Origin of the sequence: Thioclava pacifica DSM 10166 (assembly GCF_000714535.1) — a bacterium.
Taxonomy (GTDB): Bacteria; Pseudomonadota; Alphaproteobacteria; order Rhodobacterales; family Rhodobacteraceae; genus Thioclava; species Thioclava pacifica.
The window spans coordinates 82,823-99,866 of the sequence record NZ_AUND01000039.1 but is presented as its reverse complement, the minus strand read 5'-3'; the positions used below and the strand labels follow the sequence as shown (position 1 = coordinate 99,866).

The window sequence follows — 17,044 nt, the reverse complement described above, 5'->3', positions numbered from 1 at the left end:
CGACCAAGAGGAAGATCAGAGCGTCGGCGCGGGCAGTCCAAGCTGTTTCGCGAGATCGGCAAGGCGGCTTTCCTGCCCCGACCAATCGGCAGCCCGCGAGGCGAAGAGGGTCGCCTGCGACTGGTGGATCAGCCCGTCGGAGAGGATCTTGAGGTGATTGGCGCGCAGCGTCTCACCGCTCGAGGTGATGTCGGCCACGGCCTCGGCGGTGAGATTCGCGATCGTCCCCTCGGTCGCGCCCTGGCTGTCGACGAGCTGCCAATCGGCCACGCCCTCGCGGGTCAGGAATTCCCGCACCAGCCGATGGTATTTCGTAGCGATCCGCAGCCGGAACCCATGCGTCGCGCGGAAACGGTGGGCGGCGGCGTCGAGGTCTTCGAGGCTGTCCACATCCGACCAGCAGGCAGGCACGGCGATGATCAGATCGGCATGGCCGAACCCCATCGGTGCGAGGTCCGCGACCTGGCTTTTCCAGTCGGCGAGCTTCTCGCGCACGAGATCGGAGCCGGTCACGCCGAGATGGATGCGGCCTGCGGCGAGTTCCCGCGGGATCTCGCCCGCCGAGAGCAGCACGAGTTGCACGCCCTCGGCTCCCTCGACCGCGCCGGCATATTCGCGCTCCGAGCCGGTGCGCTTGAGCGTGATCCCACGCTCGGCGAACCAGTCGAAGGTCTTTTCCATCAGACGCCCCTTGGAGGGCACACCGAGCTTGATCATGCCTGTGCCTCCAGATCGGCCATCAGCCCCGCGCGGATCACCCCGCCCACGGCCGGGATCTCGCGGCCCTGCCCCAGTTGCCGGGTCAGCGCGTCGTAGCGCCCGCCCGAGGCCACGGGGGGCAGCTCGGGATTGGCGGCGGTGAAGGTGAAGACGAAACCGTCGTAATATTCCATCGTCGAGCGGCCGTGGCTGGCGTCGAATTGCAGCGCCGCGAGGTCGATGCCTTTCGCCGCGAGCGCCGTCAGGCGGCGTTCGAGCCGCGTGATGGCCGGTTCGAGCGCGGGGATAGCGAGCGCACGCAGGGCGGCGGGCGCAGCTTCGGCAGGGCAGTGCAGTTCGGCGAGAGCGTTGAGCGCAGCGACAGCATCGGAAGCAAGCGGCGGGGCCTTCGCATCGGCTTCGAGCGCCGCGATCCGCGCCTCCATCTCCTCGCGCGAGCGCAACCCAATCCAGGGCGCGCCGGAGCGTTGGCCGGTCAGCAGATCGGCGCGGGCTTTCGGCACCTCGATCTGGCCGGAATAGCGGGCGAGCAGGTGCTGGAACCGCCTGGGCCGCCAGATATGGCGGGCGAGCGCGGATTTGCGTTCAGGTAGCGTGTCGAGCCCGTCCACGGCGGCGCGCAGCAGGCCCATATCGCCAATCGTGGCCGAGAGGTTCAGCTTCGCGAGGATATCCGAGAAGAGCGCAAACACCTCGGCATCGGCAGCTTCCGGGTCGGCACGGTCGAAGATCTCGAACCCGGCCTGAAAATACTCGTTCGAGCGCGCCGGGCCGCGATGATCCTGACGGCGGAAGACCTCGCCCGCATAGGCATACCGCGCGGGCTCGGCGCCGCCCGCCATATGGGCCTGCACGACCGGCACGGTGAAGTCCGGGCGCAGCATCATCTCACCGCGCAGCGGGTCAGCGGTGACATAGGCGCGCGCGCGGATATCCTCGCCATAGAGGTCGAGAAGCGCCTCGGCGGGTTGCAGAATATCGGGCGTGACCTCGACCGCACCGGCGGCGAGGAACTGCTCCAGCAGACGGCCCGCCTGCGCCCGAGATTGCGCCTTGTCCGCCATCACTCGGCCCCGTAGCGCGCAAGGATCTCTTGCACTTTTGCAACCATTTCGCCGGTCGGAACCTCGAATTGCGCCGGCTGGGATTTCCATTCTTCAACCGTGGCGTCCTTAGCGATCTTCGCACCGAGGATCAGGTCCTTGATCTGGACGACGCCGCGTTGGGCCTCGTCCGAGCCCTGGATGATTGCCACCGGGCTCTCGCGCTTATCCGCATATTTGAGCTGGTTGCCGAAGTTCTTCGGGTTGCCGAGATAGACTTCGGCGCGGATGCCAGCGGTGCGGAGCGTCGAGGCCAGCGCCATGTAATCGGCCATCCGGTCGCGATCCATCACGGTCACCACGACCGGGCCTTGTGCCGTGCCGCCGATCCGGCCCTTGGCGCGGAGTGCTGCCAGAAGGCGGTCGACGCCGATCGAGACACCGGTGGCCGGGACGACCTGACCGGTGAAGCGCTTGACGAGGTCGTCATAGCGCCCGCCGCCTGCGACCGAACCGAACTGGCGCGGGCGGCCCTTTTCGTCGGTGATCTCGAAGGTCAGTTCAGCCTCGAAAACGGGACCGGTGTAATATCCCAAGCCCCGCACGACCGAGGGGTCGATGACGATGCGGTCGGGGCCGTAGCCCTGTGCGTCGAGCAGCGAGGCGATCTGTTCCAGCTCGTCCACGCCTTCCGCGCCGAGCGCCGAGCCGGTGACCAGCTCGCGCAGGCGCGCGACGGTGGCGGCGTTGTCGTCACGCTTGGCCTCCATGAAGCCCATGACGGTATCGGCCTGGGCCTCGGAGAGCCCCGCGCCCTTGGTGAAATCGCCCGACTCGTCCAGACGGCCCGCACCCATCAGAAGACGCACGCCCTCCTCTCCGAACTTGTCGAACTTGTCGATCGCACGGAGCACGATGCCGCGCTCTTCCTCGAATTTCGACGGATCGGCCGGGTCGAGCACGCCCGCGACTTCCATCACGCCGTTCAGAACCTTGCGGTTGTTCACCCGCACGACATAGTCGCCGCGCGGAATGCCGACCGCCTCCAGCGCATCCGAGAGCATGCCACAGATCTCGGCATCGGCGGCCACCGAGGGCGCGCCCACGGTATCGGCATCGCATTGATAGAACTGGCGGAAACGGCCGGGCCCCGGTTTCTCGTTGCGCCAGACCGGGCCCATGGTGAAGCGGCGGTAAGGCGTGGGCAGATCGTTGCGATATTGCGCGGCGACGCGGGCCAGAGGCGCCGTCATGTCATAGCGCAGCGCCAGCCACTTGCCGTCATCTTCCTCCTGCCAGGCGAAGACGCCCGCATTCGGGCGGTCCACATCGGGGAGGAACTTGCCCAGCGCCTCGACGGTCTCGATGGCCGAGGTTTCCAGCGCCTCGAAGCCATGCGCGCGATAAACCTCGGCGATCTTGGCCAGCATGTCGGCGCGCTCGGTCACCTCCGCGCCGAAATAGTCGCGGAAGCCCTTGGGCGTCTCGGCCTTGGGGCGGGGCTGTTTTTTCTCTTTGGCCATCGGCTTGCACCTGATCTGATCTCGCGCGAGGGTGTAGCCCAAGGGGCTGGCCCCGGCAAGCGATAGGGACGATTCATGCAAGATCGCATCGAACGGGCGGAAGAACAGATCGCCTATCTCACCAAAACGGTCGAAGATCTGTCGGATGTGGTGGTCGAACAGGGCCGCCGGATCGAGCGGCTGGAACGCCAACTCGGCCTGCTGATGGAGCGCGAGGCCGAGCGTGAATACGAAGGCGGCGGCACCATCCCGCTGGCCGATCAGAAACCGCCGCACTGGTGATGGGCGCCGCGCTCTGGGGACTGGCCGGGGTCTTCGTGGGCGTGCAGGCGCTTGTCTATGCCGCACTGCTGATCTGGCCCGCAGGGGTCGATCTGCGCGCGGTGGTGACCCGGTTCGAGACCTGGCAGGACAGCGGCATGCTGACCTTGCAGATCTTTTTCGCCCTGCCTCTGCTAAGCGCACTGATCTGGCGGATGCGGGTACACCGGCAGGCACAGGCGCTGGTCGGGCTCGGCTTTCTCTGCACGGCGCTGCTGGCCGCGAGCGGCTGGCTGGAGCTATCCCAGATCGAAAGCGCAATCCGCGAGTCAGTCAACGCGCAGGATCGGCTGAGGGGGTTGGCGCTGCTGCGCTGGGGCGAGTTCGCGCTGGCAATGATGGCGGCGATCGTGTTGCGGCTGGGGTGGAGCGCACGCAGGCTTTGAGGCTCAGACCTCCTGCACCTCGCTAACCCCGCGCAGGCTGCGCAACGCGCCCTTCACCTGCGCATTGACCGGAGCCTCGCGCAGAGCGGTGATCTGATAGCGGCAATTGCGTTCGGTATCGTAAACCATGAAGCTCACCGGCCCGCGCGATTGTACCTTGCCCTCGCGCGCGACCCGGTCGAGCAGGCTCGCGACGGAAGCCACCGCCTGCGTGTCGTCGATATGGACAAGAAGCCCGGACGATCCCGCATCCGCAGTCGCCTTGTCCACGGTCTGGGCAGCGTTCGCGACCATGCGCACCGACTCGCCATCGACCTCGACCTTCACGGTCAGCACCAGAAGGTTGCCGGTCTCCAGCACGTCACGGCAGGCCTCCAACGCTTCCGACCAGAAAGCGACCTCATAGGGGCCCGAGGCATCGGAAAGCGCTACAAAGGCAAAACGATTGCCTTTCGCGGATTTCTTCTCGCGCACGGAGGCCACCTCGCCCGCGATCTTGGTGATGAAAGGACCACCGACAGCCTTGGCCTGCACCTCTTCCCAGCTCAGCACGTTCTTGCGCTTGAGCGCGGGAAGGTAGTCCTCGATCGGGTGGCCCGAGAGGTAGAAGCCGATGGCCTTGTGTTCCTCGGCCAGACGCTCGCCCGGCAGCCAGTCATCGGTATCGGCCAGACGCGGCGGGGGCAGATCGTCACCCGCCTCGCCGAATAGCGACACCTGCGCCGACTCGCGCGCCTCGATCACGGCGCCCGACCAGGCCATCAACGATTCCAGCGATTCGAAGACCCGCTTGCGGTTCGGGTCGAGCAGATCGAAGGCACCGGCCCGCGCCAGCATCTCCAGCGGCCGCTTGCCGACCCGTTTCATGTCGACCCGGCGGGCGAAATCGAACAGGTCCGCGAAGGGCTCGTCGCCGCGTGCGTCCACGATCATCTGCATCGCCTCGACGCCGACATTTTTCAGCGCGCCAAGCGCATAGACCAGCTTCTGATCGACCACGTCGAAGGTCGCCAGCGAGCGGTTCACGCAAGGCGGGATGATCTCGATCCCGAGCTTCTTCTGTACCTCGTCAGCATAGACGGCGAGCTTGTCGGTGAGATGAATATCGCAATTCATCACGCCGCCCATGAACTCGACCGGATGGTTCGCCTTCAGCCAGCCGGTGTAATAGCTGACCACCGCATAGGCCGCGGCGTGGGATTTGTTGAAGCCGTAGTTCGCGAATTTCTCCAGAAGGTCGAAGACCTCCGAGGCCTTCTTCTTGTCGACCCCGTTCTTGGCCGCACCCTCTTCGAACTTCGGGCGCTCGGCGTCCATCGCCTCCTTGATCTTTTTCCCCATCGCACGCCGCAGAAGGTCAGCGCCACCCAGCGAATAGCCCGCCATGACCTGCGCGATCTGCATCACCTGCTCCTGATAGACGATGATGCCCTGCGTCTCTTCAAGGATATGGTCGATGGTCGGGTGAACCGAGGTGATCTTCTTGATCCCGTTCTTCACCTCGCAATAGGTCGGGATGTTCTCCATCGGCCCTGGACGATAGAGCGCCACGAGCGCCACGATGTCCTCGATGCAGGTGGGTTTCATCTGCCGTAGGGCCGATTTCATGCCCTCCGATTCCACCTGGAACACCGCGACTGTCTTGGCGTCGGCGTAAAGCTTGTAGGTCTTCTCGTCATCGAGCGGGATCGCGTTGATCAGGTTCTCCGCGCCCTCTGCGGGCTCGTAGAGCTGATTGCCTGCCGCATCGACATGCAGCGGGCGGCCCGATTTGAAGATCAGGTTCATCGCCGACTGGATCACCGTCAGCGTCTTGAGGCCGAGAAAGTCGAACTTCACCAGACCGGCCTGTTCCACCCATTTCATGTTGAACTGGGTCGCGGGCATGTCCGAGCGCGGGTCCTGATAGAGCGGCACCAGCTCGTCGATCGGACGATCCCCGATCACGACCCCCGCCGCGTGAGTCGAGGCGTTCCGGAGCAGCCCCTCGATCGCCTTGGCGTAATCCAGAAGTCGCGCCACGACCTCTTCGTTCTTCGCGGCCTCGCGCAGCCGCGGCTCGTCGGCCAGCGCCTTTTCGATCGAGACGGGCTTCACCCCCTCGACCGGGATCATCTTCGAGAGCTTGTCGACATGACCGTAGCTCATCTGGAGCACACGGCCCACGTCGCGCACGGCGGCCTTGGACAGAAGCGCACCGAAGGTGATGATCTGGCCCACCTTCTCACGGCCGTACTTCTTCTGCACGTATTGGATCACCTCCTCGCGGCGATCCATGCAGAAGTCGATATCGAAGTCCGGCATCGAGACACGTTCGGGATTGAGGAAACGTTCGAACAGCAGCGAATAGCGCAGTGGATCAAGGTCGGTGATGGTCAGCGCATAAGCGACCAGCGAGCCCGCCCCCGAGCCCCGCCCCGGCCCGACCGGAATATCGTGATCCTTGGCCCATTTGATGAAGTCGGCAACGATCAGGAAGTAGCCCGGGAAGCCCATCTGCTCGATGATGTCGAGCTCGAATTTCAGCCGCGCCTCGTAATCCTCGACCGGGGCTGCATGCGGGATCACGTCGAGACGCGCGCGCAAGCCATCCCAGGCCTGACGACGCAATTCCTCGACCTCGTCATCGGCGAATTTCGGCAGGATCGGCGCGCGTTTATAGGCCGCGAAGGCACAGCGTTTCGCGATCTCGACCGTGTTCTCCACCGCCTCGGGCAGATCGGCGAACAGCGCGACCATCTCGCCTTCGGATTTGAAATAATGCTGCGGGGTCAGACGGCGGCGCGGCTCGATCTGATCGACATAGGCGCCCTCCGCGATGCAGATCATCGCGTCATGGGCCTCATACATCTCGGTCTTCGGGAAATAGACGTCATTGGTCGCGACCAGCGGCAGGCCCAGCTCATAGGCCCATTCGATGAAGGGCCGTTCGGTCGCCTGTTCGGCCTCGGTCAGCGCGCCGCCCTCGCCCGGATGGCGCTGCATTTCGACATAGAGACGGTTCGGATAAATCCCGGCAAGCCGCTGCAGCAGCGCCTTCGCCCGATCTTTCGCGCCATTGCGAATGAGCCGCCCCACCGGCCCGTCCGGCCCACCCGTGAGGCAAATCAGCCCCTCGGAATAACGCTCCAGCTCCTCCAGCGTGACCTGCACCAGCGCCCCGTGCTTGTCGAGATAGAGGCACGAGTTCAGTTTCATCAGGTTCTCGTAGCCGCGCTCGGTCTGCGCGAGCAGCACAATCGGCGCGGGCAGGCGCGGCCTCTCACCCGGTTTCGCCGGATCGTATTCCAGCGAGACCTGACAACCGATGATCGGCTGCAACCCGGCACCGATCGCGGTGACGGAAAATTCCAGCGCCGCAAACATGTTATTGGTATCGGTGACGGCCACGGCGGGCATCTTCGCCGCCTCGCACATCTTCACCAGTTTCTTCGCGGGCACCGCGCCTTCGAGCAGCGAATACTCGGTATGGACGCGCAGATGAATGAATCGGGGGCTGGTCATACCCCAGATCTAGCGTCTCAGCCGAGTCGCAGAAAGCGCGAAAAACTTAGCCGACAAACTAACCATTGACTCGACTCACGCCCTGACAAATAGTTAGCGACATGGCTAAGCATTTCGACACACAGGCGCTCGACCGCTACTTCGCCGCGATGGCCGATCCGACCCGGCGCGCGGTGCTCGAACGGCTCACGCAAGGCCCCGCCTCGGTCTCGGAGCTGCACGCGCCGCATGCGATGGCGCTACCCAGTTTCCTGCGCCATCTGCGCGTGCTCGAAGAGGGCGGGCTGATCGCGACCGAGAAACAGGGCCGCGTCCGCATGGCCCGGATCGAGGCCCGGCCGGTGCGTGCCGCCGAAGACTGGCTGGCCCAGCTGCGCCGCCAATGGGAGACCCGCCTCGACCGGCTCGACGCGCTGTCCGAGGCACTGGAGCAAACCGCGAAGGGAGACGCGCCATGAGCACCGATCTCGACCTGATCCTCACCCGGCAGGTGAAGGCCAGCCCCGCCACCGCCTATCGCTGCCGGACCGAGCCGGAACTCCTGATGCAGTTCTTCGCCCCCAAGCCCGGTCGCACGACAGAGGCACGGGTCGACCTGCGCCCGGGCGGCGCCTTCTACACGAAGATGGAATTCGAGCAGTTCGGCGAGATCGAGACCGAGGGCTGCTATCTGATCGTCGAACCCGCAAAGCGCCTCGTGTTCACCGATTGCCTGACGGCCGAGTTCCGCCCCTCGACCAAGCCTTTCTTCACCGCCGATCTCAGCTTCACCGAGACCGATCAGGGCTGCGAATACCGCGTCATCGCCCGCCATGGCAGCGAAGACAGCGTCAAACGCCATCTCGAGATGGGCTTCCATGAAGGCTGGGGCACCGTCGCGGGGCAACTGGCGGCACTCGCGGAGTCGCTCGACGCCGCATGAACGCCTAAATTTTGATCGCCAGATCAAGTTTCAGGCGAAACGCGCCACCGAATCCCTTGCCAAGCCCCGCCCCCTTCGGCTTTGCTGGGCGAGGTCCCGTTCTACGCCGCATCGAGCAGGGCCACAGGGACAATACTGGTAAGGCGGCGGATCTTTCGTATGGAAATCACGTTTCTTCTCAACGGAGAAACCCGCAGCGTCGAGGTGTCGGACCCGACGCAATCCGTGCTCGACTGGCTGCGCGCCGAGGGGCTGACCGGCACCAAGGAGGGCTGCAACGAGGGCGATTGCGGTGCCTGTTCAGTGATCGTGACCGATGATGGCGGCGCCAAGCCGCTCAATGCCTGCCTGATGATTATGCCCCATCTGCACGGCCGCGCCCTGCGCACCGTCGAGGGGATCGCAGGCCCCGATGGCGCGCTCCACCCTGTCCAGCAGGCGATGGTCGATCATCATGGCTCGCAATGCGGCTTCTGCACGCCGGGCTTCATCGCCTCGATGGCCGCCGCCCACCTCAACGGGCGCACCGATCACGATGACCTGCTCGCCGGGAACCTCTGCCGCTGCACCGGCTACGCCCCGATCATCCGTGCCGCGAAAGCCGCCGAAGCCGCGCCCGCGCCGGAATGGATGCGCGACACCCCCATCCAACTGCACGAAATATCCTCGGGGGGTGAATGGTCCGCAGGACCAGAGGGGGGCCGACAGCCCCCCTTCCTGCCCGAAAGCTCAGACGCGCTCGCCGCTTGGTATGCCGCCCATCCCGATGCGACGCTCATCGCAGGCGCAACCGATGTCGGCCTCTGGGTCACGAAACAGCTCCGCGAACTCAAAACGGTCGCATTCCTGAACAATTGCAAAGATTTGCAGGTGATCGAGGAAACCGGGGACAGCTTTATCGTCGGCGCTGGTGTCACCATCGCCGCCTTGCGCACGGCCATTTCCGACAGCCATCCCGCCTTCGCGGAGTTGCTGCGCCGCTTCGCCTCCGAACAGGTCCGCCAGGCCGCGACCATCGGCGGCAATATCGCGAACGGCTCGCCGATCGGCGACAGCCCGCCCGCGCTGATCGCGATGGGGGCGGAACTGACCCTGCGCAAGGGCGACACCCGCCGCACGATCCCGCTCGAGGCGTTCTTTCTCGAATACGGCAAGCAGGACCGCGCGCCGGGCGAATTCGTGGAAAGCGTCACGATCCCGAAATCCGCGCCCGATCTCGCCTGCTACAAGCTCTCGAAACGCTTCGATCAGGACATTTCCGCCGTCTGCGGCGCGCTGAATATTCCCCGCGATGGCGAGACGATCACGGCGCCGCGCATCGCCTTCGGCGGCATGGCGGGCATCCCGAAACGCGCCGCGGCACTCGAGGTCGCGCTTGACGGTCAGCCCTTCACCGAAGCCGCGATCATGGCTGCCCTGCCCGCGCTGGAGCAGGATTTCACCCCGCTCAGCGACATGCGCGCCTCGGATGCCTACCGGATGGAGGCGGCAAAAGCGATGCTGATCCGGTATGTCCGCGAAGCCCAAGGCGAGACTTCGATCCTGGAGGTGCAACCATGAGCGTCGGCACCAAGAAACCCCATGATTCCGCGGAACTGCACGTCACGGGCGCGGCGCGATATGTCGATGACATCCCCTGCCCCGCGAACACGCTTCATCTCGCCTTCGGCCTCTCGACCGAGGCCCATGCCGAGATCACGGCGCTTGATCTGAGCGCGGTGCGCGCAGCCCCCGGCGTCGTCGCGGTGATGACCGCCGAGGACATGCCCTTCGCCAACAATGCCTCGCCCGCGCCCGCCCCCGAGCCGGTTTTGGCCGAGGGCGTTGCGCTCTTCGTTGGCCAGCCGATCTTCGTGGTTGCCGCGACGAGCCATCTCGCCGCGCGCAAGGCCGCGCGGCTGGCGAAGATCGACTATGCCCCGCGCCCTGCGATCCTCACGATCGAAGAAGCGCTGGAGGCCAACAGCCATTTTGAGGGCGGTCCGGTCACCTGGGCGCGCGGCGATACCGAGGCCGGTTTCACGCAGGCCGAGCACATCGTCGAAGGCAGCTTCGACATGGGCGGACAAGAGCATTTCTACCTCGAAGGTCAGGCCGCGCTGGCGCTGCCCGAGGATCAGGGCATGGTAATCCGCTGCTCCTCGCAGCACCCCTCCGAGATCCAGCACAAGGTTGCCGACGCGCTTGGCTGTGCGATGCATGACGTGCGCGTCGAGATGCGCCGGATGGGCGGCGGTTTCGGCGGCAAGGAGAGCCAGGGTAATCATCTCGCCATCGCCTGCGCGGTGATGGCCCGCGCCACGGGGCGGCCCTGCAAGATGCGCTACGACCGTGACGACGATATGATGATCACGGGCAAGCGCCATGATTTCAAAATCAAATATCGGCTTGGCGCGGATGCCGAAGGCAAGATCGTTGCCGCCGAATTCACCCATCTCGCGCGCTGCGGCTGGTCGCCGGACCTGAGCCTGCCGGTCTGCGACCGCGCGATGCTGCATGCCGACAGCTCCTACTACCTGCCCAATATTCGGATCGAGAGCCACCGCCTGCGCACCAACACCCAAAGCGCCACCGCCTTCCGGGGCTTCGGCGGCCCGCAGGGGATGATCGCGACCGAGGTAGCGCTGGATCATCTGGCGCATGTGATGGGCCTCGACCCGCTCGATCTGCGCAAGCGCAACTATTACGACCCCGAAGGCGGGCAGAGCACGCATTACGGCCAGCCAGTCGAGGATTTCATCCTGCCCGAACTGACTGCCGAATTGCAGAAATCTGCGGAATTCGCGGCGCGCAAGGCGCAGGTCGCGGTCTGGAATAGCACAAATGCAACATTGAAGCGCGGGATCTCGCTGACGCCGGTGAAGTTCGGGATCTCGTTCACGCTGACCCAGCTCAATCAGGCGGGCGCGCTGGTCCATGTCTATTCCGACGGGTCGATCCAGCTCAATCACGGCGGCACCGAGATGGGCCAGGGCCTGCATCGCAAGGTCTGCCAGGTCGCGGCCTCGGTCTTTGGCGTAAGCGACGAAGATGTGCGCATCACCGCCACCGCGACCGACAAGGTGCCCAACACCTCGGCCACGGCGGCGTCGTCGGGCGCGGATCTGAACGGCATGGCGGTGAAGGCCGCCTGCGAGACGATCAAGGCGCGGCTGGCGGATTTCTTTGCCGAAAGCACAGGCTGCGCCTCCGAGGATGTGACGTTCGGCAATGGCGAGGTTCGCGCAGGGTCTCAATCTCTCCCCTTCGCCAAGCTCGCGAAACTGGCCTATGAGGCGCGTATCTCGCTCTCCTCCACGGGCTTCTACGCCACGCCGAAGATCAGTTGGGACCGGATCAAGGGTCAGGGGCGTCCGTTTTTCTATTTCGCCTATGGCGCGGCGGTGACCGAGGTGGTGATCGACACGCTGACCGGCGAAAACCGCATCCTGCGCACCGATATTCTGCATGATGCGGGGGCCTCGCTGAACCCGGCGCTTGATATTGGCCAGATCGAGGGCGGCTATGTGCAGGGCGCGGGTTGGCTCACGACCGAGGAACTGGTCTGGGACAACAAGGGGCGGCTGCGCACTCACGCGCCCTCGACCTACAAGATCCCGGCCTGCTCGGATCGGCCGCGCATCTTCAATGTCGATCTGTGGGACGAACCGAACCGGGAAGAGACGATCTATCGCTCGAAAGCCGTGGGCGAGCCGCCTTTCATGCTCGGGATCTCGGCTTTCCTCGCTCTCGAGGATGCGTGCAAATCCTGCGGCCCGAACTGGCCCGATCTGCAAGCGCCCGCGACGCCCGAGGCGGTGCTCGCGGCGGTGCATCGCGCGCGGGGGGATGCGTGAGTCTCGACCTGGCATATCTGGCCCGTGCGGCCGAACGCGGCCCGTTCACGCGGGTCGTGGTGGCGCGCGCGCAAGGGTCCGTGCCGCGTGAAGAAGGCGCGGCGATGCTGGTCTGGCCGGACCGGATCGAGGGCACGATCGGCGGCGGCGCGCTGGAATTTTCCACCATCGAGAAGGCGCGCAAAGGTTTGATAGGGATCGAGAAAATCCCGCTCGGCCCGGCAATGGCGCAATGTTGCGGCGGGGCGGTGACGCTGGCCTATGAGGCGCTCGATGCGGCCTCCGTCGCGCAGATCACGGGCGATTGGCATGCCCGACCGCTGGGCCCGGATATGAGCGAACCGCTTGCGGTGACGCGCGCTCTGGCACGGGCCCGCGACCGTGGAGAAACGCCACAGATGCTGATCGGCGACTGGCTGATCGAGCGGATCGCGCCACCCCGCCAGCCGGTCTGGATCTGGGGCGCAGGCCATGTCGGACGCGCGCTGGTGGGCACACTCGCCCCCCTGCCCGGCCTCTCGATCAGCTGGGCCGATAGCGGCGCCGAACGGTTCCCGGAAACGATCCCCGAAGGCGTCGCGCCGCTGATCGCGGAAAACCCTGCCGATCTGGTCTCGCTCGCGCCCGCCAACGCCCGGCACTTCATCGTAACCTATTCCCACGCGCTCGATCTCGAGCTGTGCCACCGGCTGCTGAACCACGGCTTCACCGGGCTCGGACTGATCGGATCAGCCTCGAAATGGGCTCGGTTTCGAAAGCGGCTGGGGGCGCTTGGGCATGTGGATGCACAAATTTCGCGCATTGCCTGCCCGATAGGCGATCCGAGTCTCGGCAAGCACCCCCAAGCCATTGCCCTCGGGGTCGCGACCGGGCTAGTGAAAGAGCTGACCGCAGCGCGAGCTGCCACAGAAAGAGGGATGCGCGCCGGGTGAGCGAGCTGTTGAAGATCGAGGGGCTGACCAAGGCCTATCCCGGTGTCGTGGCGAATGACGGTGTCGGCTTTTCCGTGCGTCCCGGCGAGGTTCACGCGCTTCTGGGCGAGAATGGCGCGGGCAAATCGACGCTCGTGAAGATGATCTACGGGCTGGTGAAGCCCGATGCCGGCACGATGCATTTCGCGGGCGCTCCTTACGCCCCGACCGATCCGCGCGCGGCGCGCGCCACCGGCGTCGCGATGGTCTTCCAGCACTTCTCGCTATTCGAGGCGCTCAGCGTTGCCGAAAACGTGGCGCTCGGGATGGAAAACCCGCCGCCGATGCGCCAGCTTTCCAGCAAGATCCGTGAGATTTCTCAGGCTTACGGGCTCCCGCTCGACCCGGCCCGCCTTGTCGGTGATCTCTCGGCGGGCGAGCGTCAGCGCGTCGAGATCGTGCGCTGCCTGTTGCAGGATCCGAAACTCCTGATCATGGACGAGCCGACCTCGGTACTGACCCCGCAGGAAGTCGATATCCTCTTCCACACCCTGCGCAAACTCTCCTCCGAAGGCACCGCGATCCTCTATATCTCGCACAAACTCGAGGAAATCCGCGCGCTGTGCGACGGGGCGACAATCCTGCGCGGCGGCAAGGTGGTGGGCTCGTGCAACCCGCGTGAGAAGACAGCGCGTGAGCTGGCCGAGATGATGGTTGGCGCCGAGCTGAAGGTCACCGACCGCGCCGAGCGCAGCTTGGGCGAGGTCGTTCTGAAGGTCACCGGCCTCTCGCTGCCGCCGATGTCGCAATTCGGCCCCGCGTTGAAAGATGTTGGCTTCGAGCTGCGCGCAGGCGAGGTCATGGGCATCGGCGGGGTTGCCGGGAACGGACAGGAGGAATTGCTGGCGACGCTGTCGGGCGAGAAACCCTCGGCCCCCGGCACGGTGACGCTGATGGGCAAGGATATTTCTTCGCTGGGGCCGAATGGTCGCCGCGCGATGGGCCTGCTGGCCGCGCCCGAGGAACGGCTTGGCCATGCCGCCGTACCCGCGATGAGCCTGACCGAGAACGCGATCCTGACGGGCACGATGCGCAAACCGCTGACGAAGAACGGGTTCGTCGATCAAGCGGCCGCCAAGAGCTTCGCGGACGAGATCATCGCCACCTTCGACGTGCGCACGCCGGGCGCCCATGTCGCGGCCCGCGCGCTCTCGGGCGGGAACCTGCAGAAATACGTGATCGGCCGCGAGGTTTTGCAAAACCCGGCCGTCCTGATCGTCAACCAGCCCACCTGGGGCGTCGACGCCGCCGCCGCCGCCTCGATCCGGCAGGCGCTGCTCGATCTGGCAGCCAAGGGGGCCGCGGTGATCGCGATCAGCCAGGATCTCGACGAGCTGATGGAAATCGCCGACAATTTCGCCGCGCTCAATGAGGGCAGGCTCAGCGCGCCGCGCCCGACACAGGGTCTCACGATCGAGGAGATCGGTCTGATGCTGGGCGGGGCGCACGGGATGCAGGAGGCCACGGCATGATCACCCTCGTCCGTCGCCCGACCCCGTCGAAACTCTGGACCTATGCGACCCCGATTGTCGCCGTTATCGCAACAATGATCGCGGGCGGCATTCTCTTCGCAGTGCTGGGAAAACACCCGGTCGAGGCGATCCGAGTGATCTTCTGGGATCCGCTCTTTGGCGCCAATGCGGGCTATTTCCGCGGCCAGCTTCTGGTCAAGGCGGGCCCGCTGATCCTGATCGCCGCCGGTCTCGCGATTGGCTTCCGCGCCGGGATCTGGAACATCGGCGCCGAAGGGCAATACATCATGGGCGCGCTCTTCTCCGCCTGGCTGGCACTGAAGATTTATCCTGCTGAAAGTCATTGGCTTTTTCCCACGATGATCGTGCTCGGCGCACTCGGCGGCTTGCTGTGGGCCTTGATCCCGGCGCTGTTGAAAGTGCTGTTTGGAACCTCAGAGATTCTCGTGTCCCTGATGCTGGTCTATGTGGCCGAGAACCTGCTGGCCTACATGTCCTTCGGTCCGCTCAAGAACCCCGAAGGCTACGGCTTTCCCGGCTCGCGCAACCTGCAAGACTACCCCTCGGCCTATAACGCTGAGCTCTTCGCGGGCACGGGCATTCACTGGGGCGTGGTGACCGCGCTTGTTGCCGTTATCGCAACATACATCCTGATGCATCGCCACATCACGGGCTTTCGGATCCGCGTCGCGGGCGAGGCCCCGCGCGCGGCGCGCTTCGCGGGCGTGATCCCGGCGCGGCTGGTGATCTTCTGCCTCGGCCTTGGCGGCGCTTTTGCCGGGCTTGCCGGGATGTTCGAGGTCTCCGGTCCGGCCGGTCAGGTTACCGACAGCTTCAATGTGGGCTACGGCTTCACCGCGATCATCGTCGCTTTCCTCGGTCGTCTGCATCCGATCGGGATCCTGCTCGCAGGGCTCTTGATGGCGCTGACCTATATCGGAGGCGACATGGCGCAGCTCGTGCTTGGCCTGCCCTCGGCGGCGATCCAGGTCTTCCAGGGGATGCTCCTGTTCTTCCTGCTGGCCTTCGACGTGCTGACCAATTTCCGTATTCGTTTCGGGAGGGCCGGCGCATGAGACTGCCGTCGCTCCATCTGCCGGTGATCGCGATCGCGGGGCTGCTGCTTGGGCTCGGGGTCTATTACCTGCTCGCGCTGCTCGATGTGATCTGGGCGGTGGTGCTCATGGGCGTCGTGCTGATCCTGGTCTTCGAGACCGCGCTGCGCGCGTCGCGGGCGCTGGTCTACCGGATGGGCGCGCGCCCCGAGGAAGACGAGGCCCACCTGCCCCATCTGCGCGGGCGCGAGCGATTTGCCGCAATCGGCGGGCTGGTGGCGGGGCTCGGCTGCGGTTATGCGGTCTGGGGACCGGTTCTGATCTGGCAACAGGGGGGCGGCGCATGATCGTCGGTGGAATCGACATCGTCAGCCTGACGGCGACGCTGATGGGGGCTTCGACGCCCGTGCTACTGGCCGCAACCGGCGAGCTGGTGGCCGAGAAATCGGGTGTGCTCAACCTCGGTGTCGAGGGGATGATGATCATGGGCGCGGTCGCGGGTTTCGCCGCGGCTGTCGCCACCGGCAACCCGGTGATGGGCTTTGCGATGGGGGCGGTCGCTGGCGCGCTGATGGCGACGCTTTTCGCCTTCCTCACCCAGAAGCTGCTCTCGAACCAGGTCGCGACCGGCCTTGCGCTGACGCTGTTCGGGCTCGGACTTTCGGCTCTGATCGGCAAGGGCTACGAAGGCGTGCGCCCGCCGCCGACCGCGAAGCTCGACTTCGGTCCGCTGTCCGACATTCCCGTGCTCGGACGCATTCTCTTTTCCCATGATTGGGTGGTCTATCTCTCGCTCCTCCTCGTGGCCGTCGTCTGGTACGTGCTGCGCTCGACCCGTGCGGGCTTGATCCTGCGCGCGGTGGGCGAGAGCCATGACGCAGCCCACGCGCTTGGCTACCGCGTCGTGACCGTGCGCTTTGCGGCACTCGCCTTCGGCGGCGCGCTGGCGGGTCTGGGCGGCGCCTATCTCAGCCTCGTGCGCGTGCCGCAATGGACCGAAGGCATGACCGCCGGCGCGGGCTGGATCGCACTTGCCATCGTGGTCTTCGCCAGCTGGCGGCCCTGGCGCGTGCTGCTTGGCGCCTATCTCTTCGGCGGCATTACCGCGCTCCAGCTCCAGCTCCAGGCGGCGGGCTACGCGATCCCCGTGCATATTCTTTCCATGGCACCTTACCTGATCACCATCATCGTGCTGGTGATCCTCTCGGCCATTCACCGCCACGGCGTGCAGGCAGCCCCTGCCAGCCTTGGCAAATCCTTCCACGCCTCGAGCTGAGGCATCCATCCAAGC

15 protein-coding genes are annotated in these 17,044 nt (G+C 65.4%); 11 read left to right on the top strand and 4 right to left on the bottom strand.

The annotated features are described in order from the left end of the window. Positions 1–15: 15 nt before the first annotated feature. From hisG to hisS, 3 genes are read right to left on the bottom strand one after another with little or no spacing between them, the layout of a single operon-like run. Positions 16–717: an ATP phosphoribosyltransferase gene (hisG, locus tag TP2_RS15420; protein WP_038079348.1), complete on the bottom strand. Its 702-nt coding sequence runs from the start codon at positions 715–717 to the stop codon at positions 16–18. Next, positions 714–1,784, bottom strand: coding sequence for an ATP phosphoribosyltransferase regulatory subunit (locus TP2_RS15415; RefSeq protein WP_038079347.1), 1,071 nt, complete (start codon positions 1,782–1,784; stop codon positions 714–716). The genes hisG and TP2_RS15415 overlap by 4 nt, the downstream gene beginning before the upstream one ends. Beyond that, on the bottom strand, positions 1,784–3,286 hold the full coding sequence (gene hisS / locus TP2_RS15410; protein ID WP_038079342.1) for a histidine--tRNA ligase: 1,503 nt from the start codon (positions 3,284–3,286) through the stop codon (positions 1,784–1,786). Before hisS ends, TP2_RS15415 begins: the two co-directional genes overlap by 1 nt. 75 nt (positions 3,287–3,361) lie before the next feature. Here hisS and TP2_RS15405 point away from each other — a divergent pair, with 75 nt between their 5' ends. Continuing rightward, the gene (locus TP2_RS15405; protein ID WP_038079341.1) at positions 3,362–3,568 is read left to right on the top strand and encodes a SlyX family protein; all 207 of its coding nucleotides are present in this window, start codon (positions 3,362–3,364) and stop codon (positions 3,566–3,568) included. Continuing rightward, positions 3,568–3,993: a hypothetical protein gene (locus tag TP2_RS15400; RefSeq protein ID WP_038079340.1), complete on the top strand. Its 426-nt coding sequence runs from the start codon at positions 3,568–3,570 to the stop codon at positions 3,991–3,993. Before TP2_RS15405 ends, TP2_RS15400 begins: the two co-directional genes overlap by 1 nt. Before the next feature lie 3 nt (positions 3,994–3,996). Here the strand turns inward: TP2_RS15400 and dnaE are convergent, their stop codons facing one another. Continuing rightward, the gene (gene dnaE / locus TP2_RS15395; RefSeq protein ID WP_038079339.1) at positions 3,997–7,497 is read right to left on the bottom strand and encodes a DNA polymerase III subunit alpha; all 3,501 of its coding nucleotides are present in this window, start codon (positions 7,495–7,497) and stop codon (positions 3,997–3,999) included. A gap of 101 nt (positions 7,498–7,598) precedes the next feature. Between dnaE and TP2_RS15390 the strand changes: the two genes are divergently transcribed. The 9 genes from TP2_RS15390 (at position 7,599) to TP2_RS15350 (ending at position 17,029) form a co-directional block, all read left to right on the top strand. Next, complete coding sequence (locus tag TP2_RS15390; protein ID WP_038079338.1) at positions 7,599–7,955, top strand: ArsR/SmtB family transcription factor; 357 nt, start codon at positions 7,599–7,601, stop codon at positions 7,953–7,955. Next, positions 7,952–8,419, top strand: a complete 468-nt coding sequence (locus tag TP2_RS15385; RefSeq protein ID WP_038079336.1) for an SRPBCC family protein — start codon at positions 7,952–7,954, stop codon at positions 8,417–8,419. The genes TP2_RS15390 and TP2_RS15385 overlap by 4 nt, the downstream gene beginning before the upstream one ends. A gap of 159 nt (positions 8,420–8,578) precedes the next feature. Continuing rightward, the gene (xdhA, locus tag TP2_RS15380) at positions 8,579–9,979 is read left to right on the top strand and encodes a xanthine dehydrogenase small subunit (protein WP_038079329.1); all 1,401 of its coding nucleotides are present in this window, start codon (positions 8,579–8,581) and stop codon (positions 9,977–9,979) included. After that, positions 9,976–12,255, top strand: coding sequence for a xanthine dehydrogenase molybdopterin binding subunit (gene xdhB, locus TP2_RS15375; protein ID WP_038079327.1), 2,280 nt, complete (start codon positions 9,976–9,978; stop codon positions 12,253–12,255). The genes xdhA and xdhB overlap by 4 nt, the downstream gene beginning before the upstream one ends. Then, positions 12,252–13,187, top strand: coding sequence for a xanthine dehydrogenase accessory protein XdhC (gene xdhC / locus TP2_RS15370; RefSeq protein ID WP_051692714.1), 936 nt, complete (start codon positions 12,252–12,254; stop codon positions 13,185–13,187). Before xdhB ends, xdhC begins: the two co-directional genes overlap by 4 nt. Then, entirely contained in the window at positions 13,184–14,698 is a 1,515-nt protein-coding gene (locus TP2_RS15365) for an ABC transporter ATP-binding protein (RefSeq protein WP_038079324.1), read from the top strand. Before xdhC ends, TP2_RS15365 begins: the two co-directional genes overlap by 4 nt. Continuing rightward, complete coding sequence (locus TP2_RS15360; protein ID WP_038079322.1) at positions 14,695–15,774, top strand: ABC transporter permease; 1,080 nt, start codon at positions 14,695–14,697, stop codon at positions 15,772–15,774. Before TP2_RS15365 ends, TP2_RS15360 begins: the two co-directional genes overlap by 4 nt. Next, positions 15,771–16,100, top strand: coding sequence for a hypothetical protein (locus TP2_RS15355; protein WP_038079321.1), 330 nt, complete (start codon positions 15,771–15,773; stop codon positions 16,098–16,100). The genes TP2_RS15360 and TP2_RS15355 overlap by 4 nt, the downstream gene beginning before the upstream one ends. Further along, positions 16,097–17,029, top strand: coding sequence for an ABC transporter permease (locus TP2_RS15350; RefSeq protein ID WP_038079320.1), 933 nt, complete (start codon positions 16,097–16,099; stop codon positions 17,027–17,029). The genes TP2_RS15355 and TP2_RS15350 overlap by 4 nt, the downstream gene beginning before the upstream one ends. Positions 17,030–17,044 lie beyond the last annotated feature (15 nt).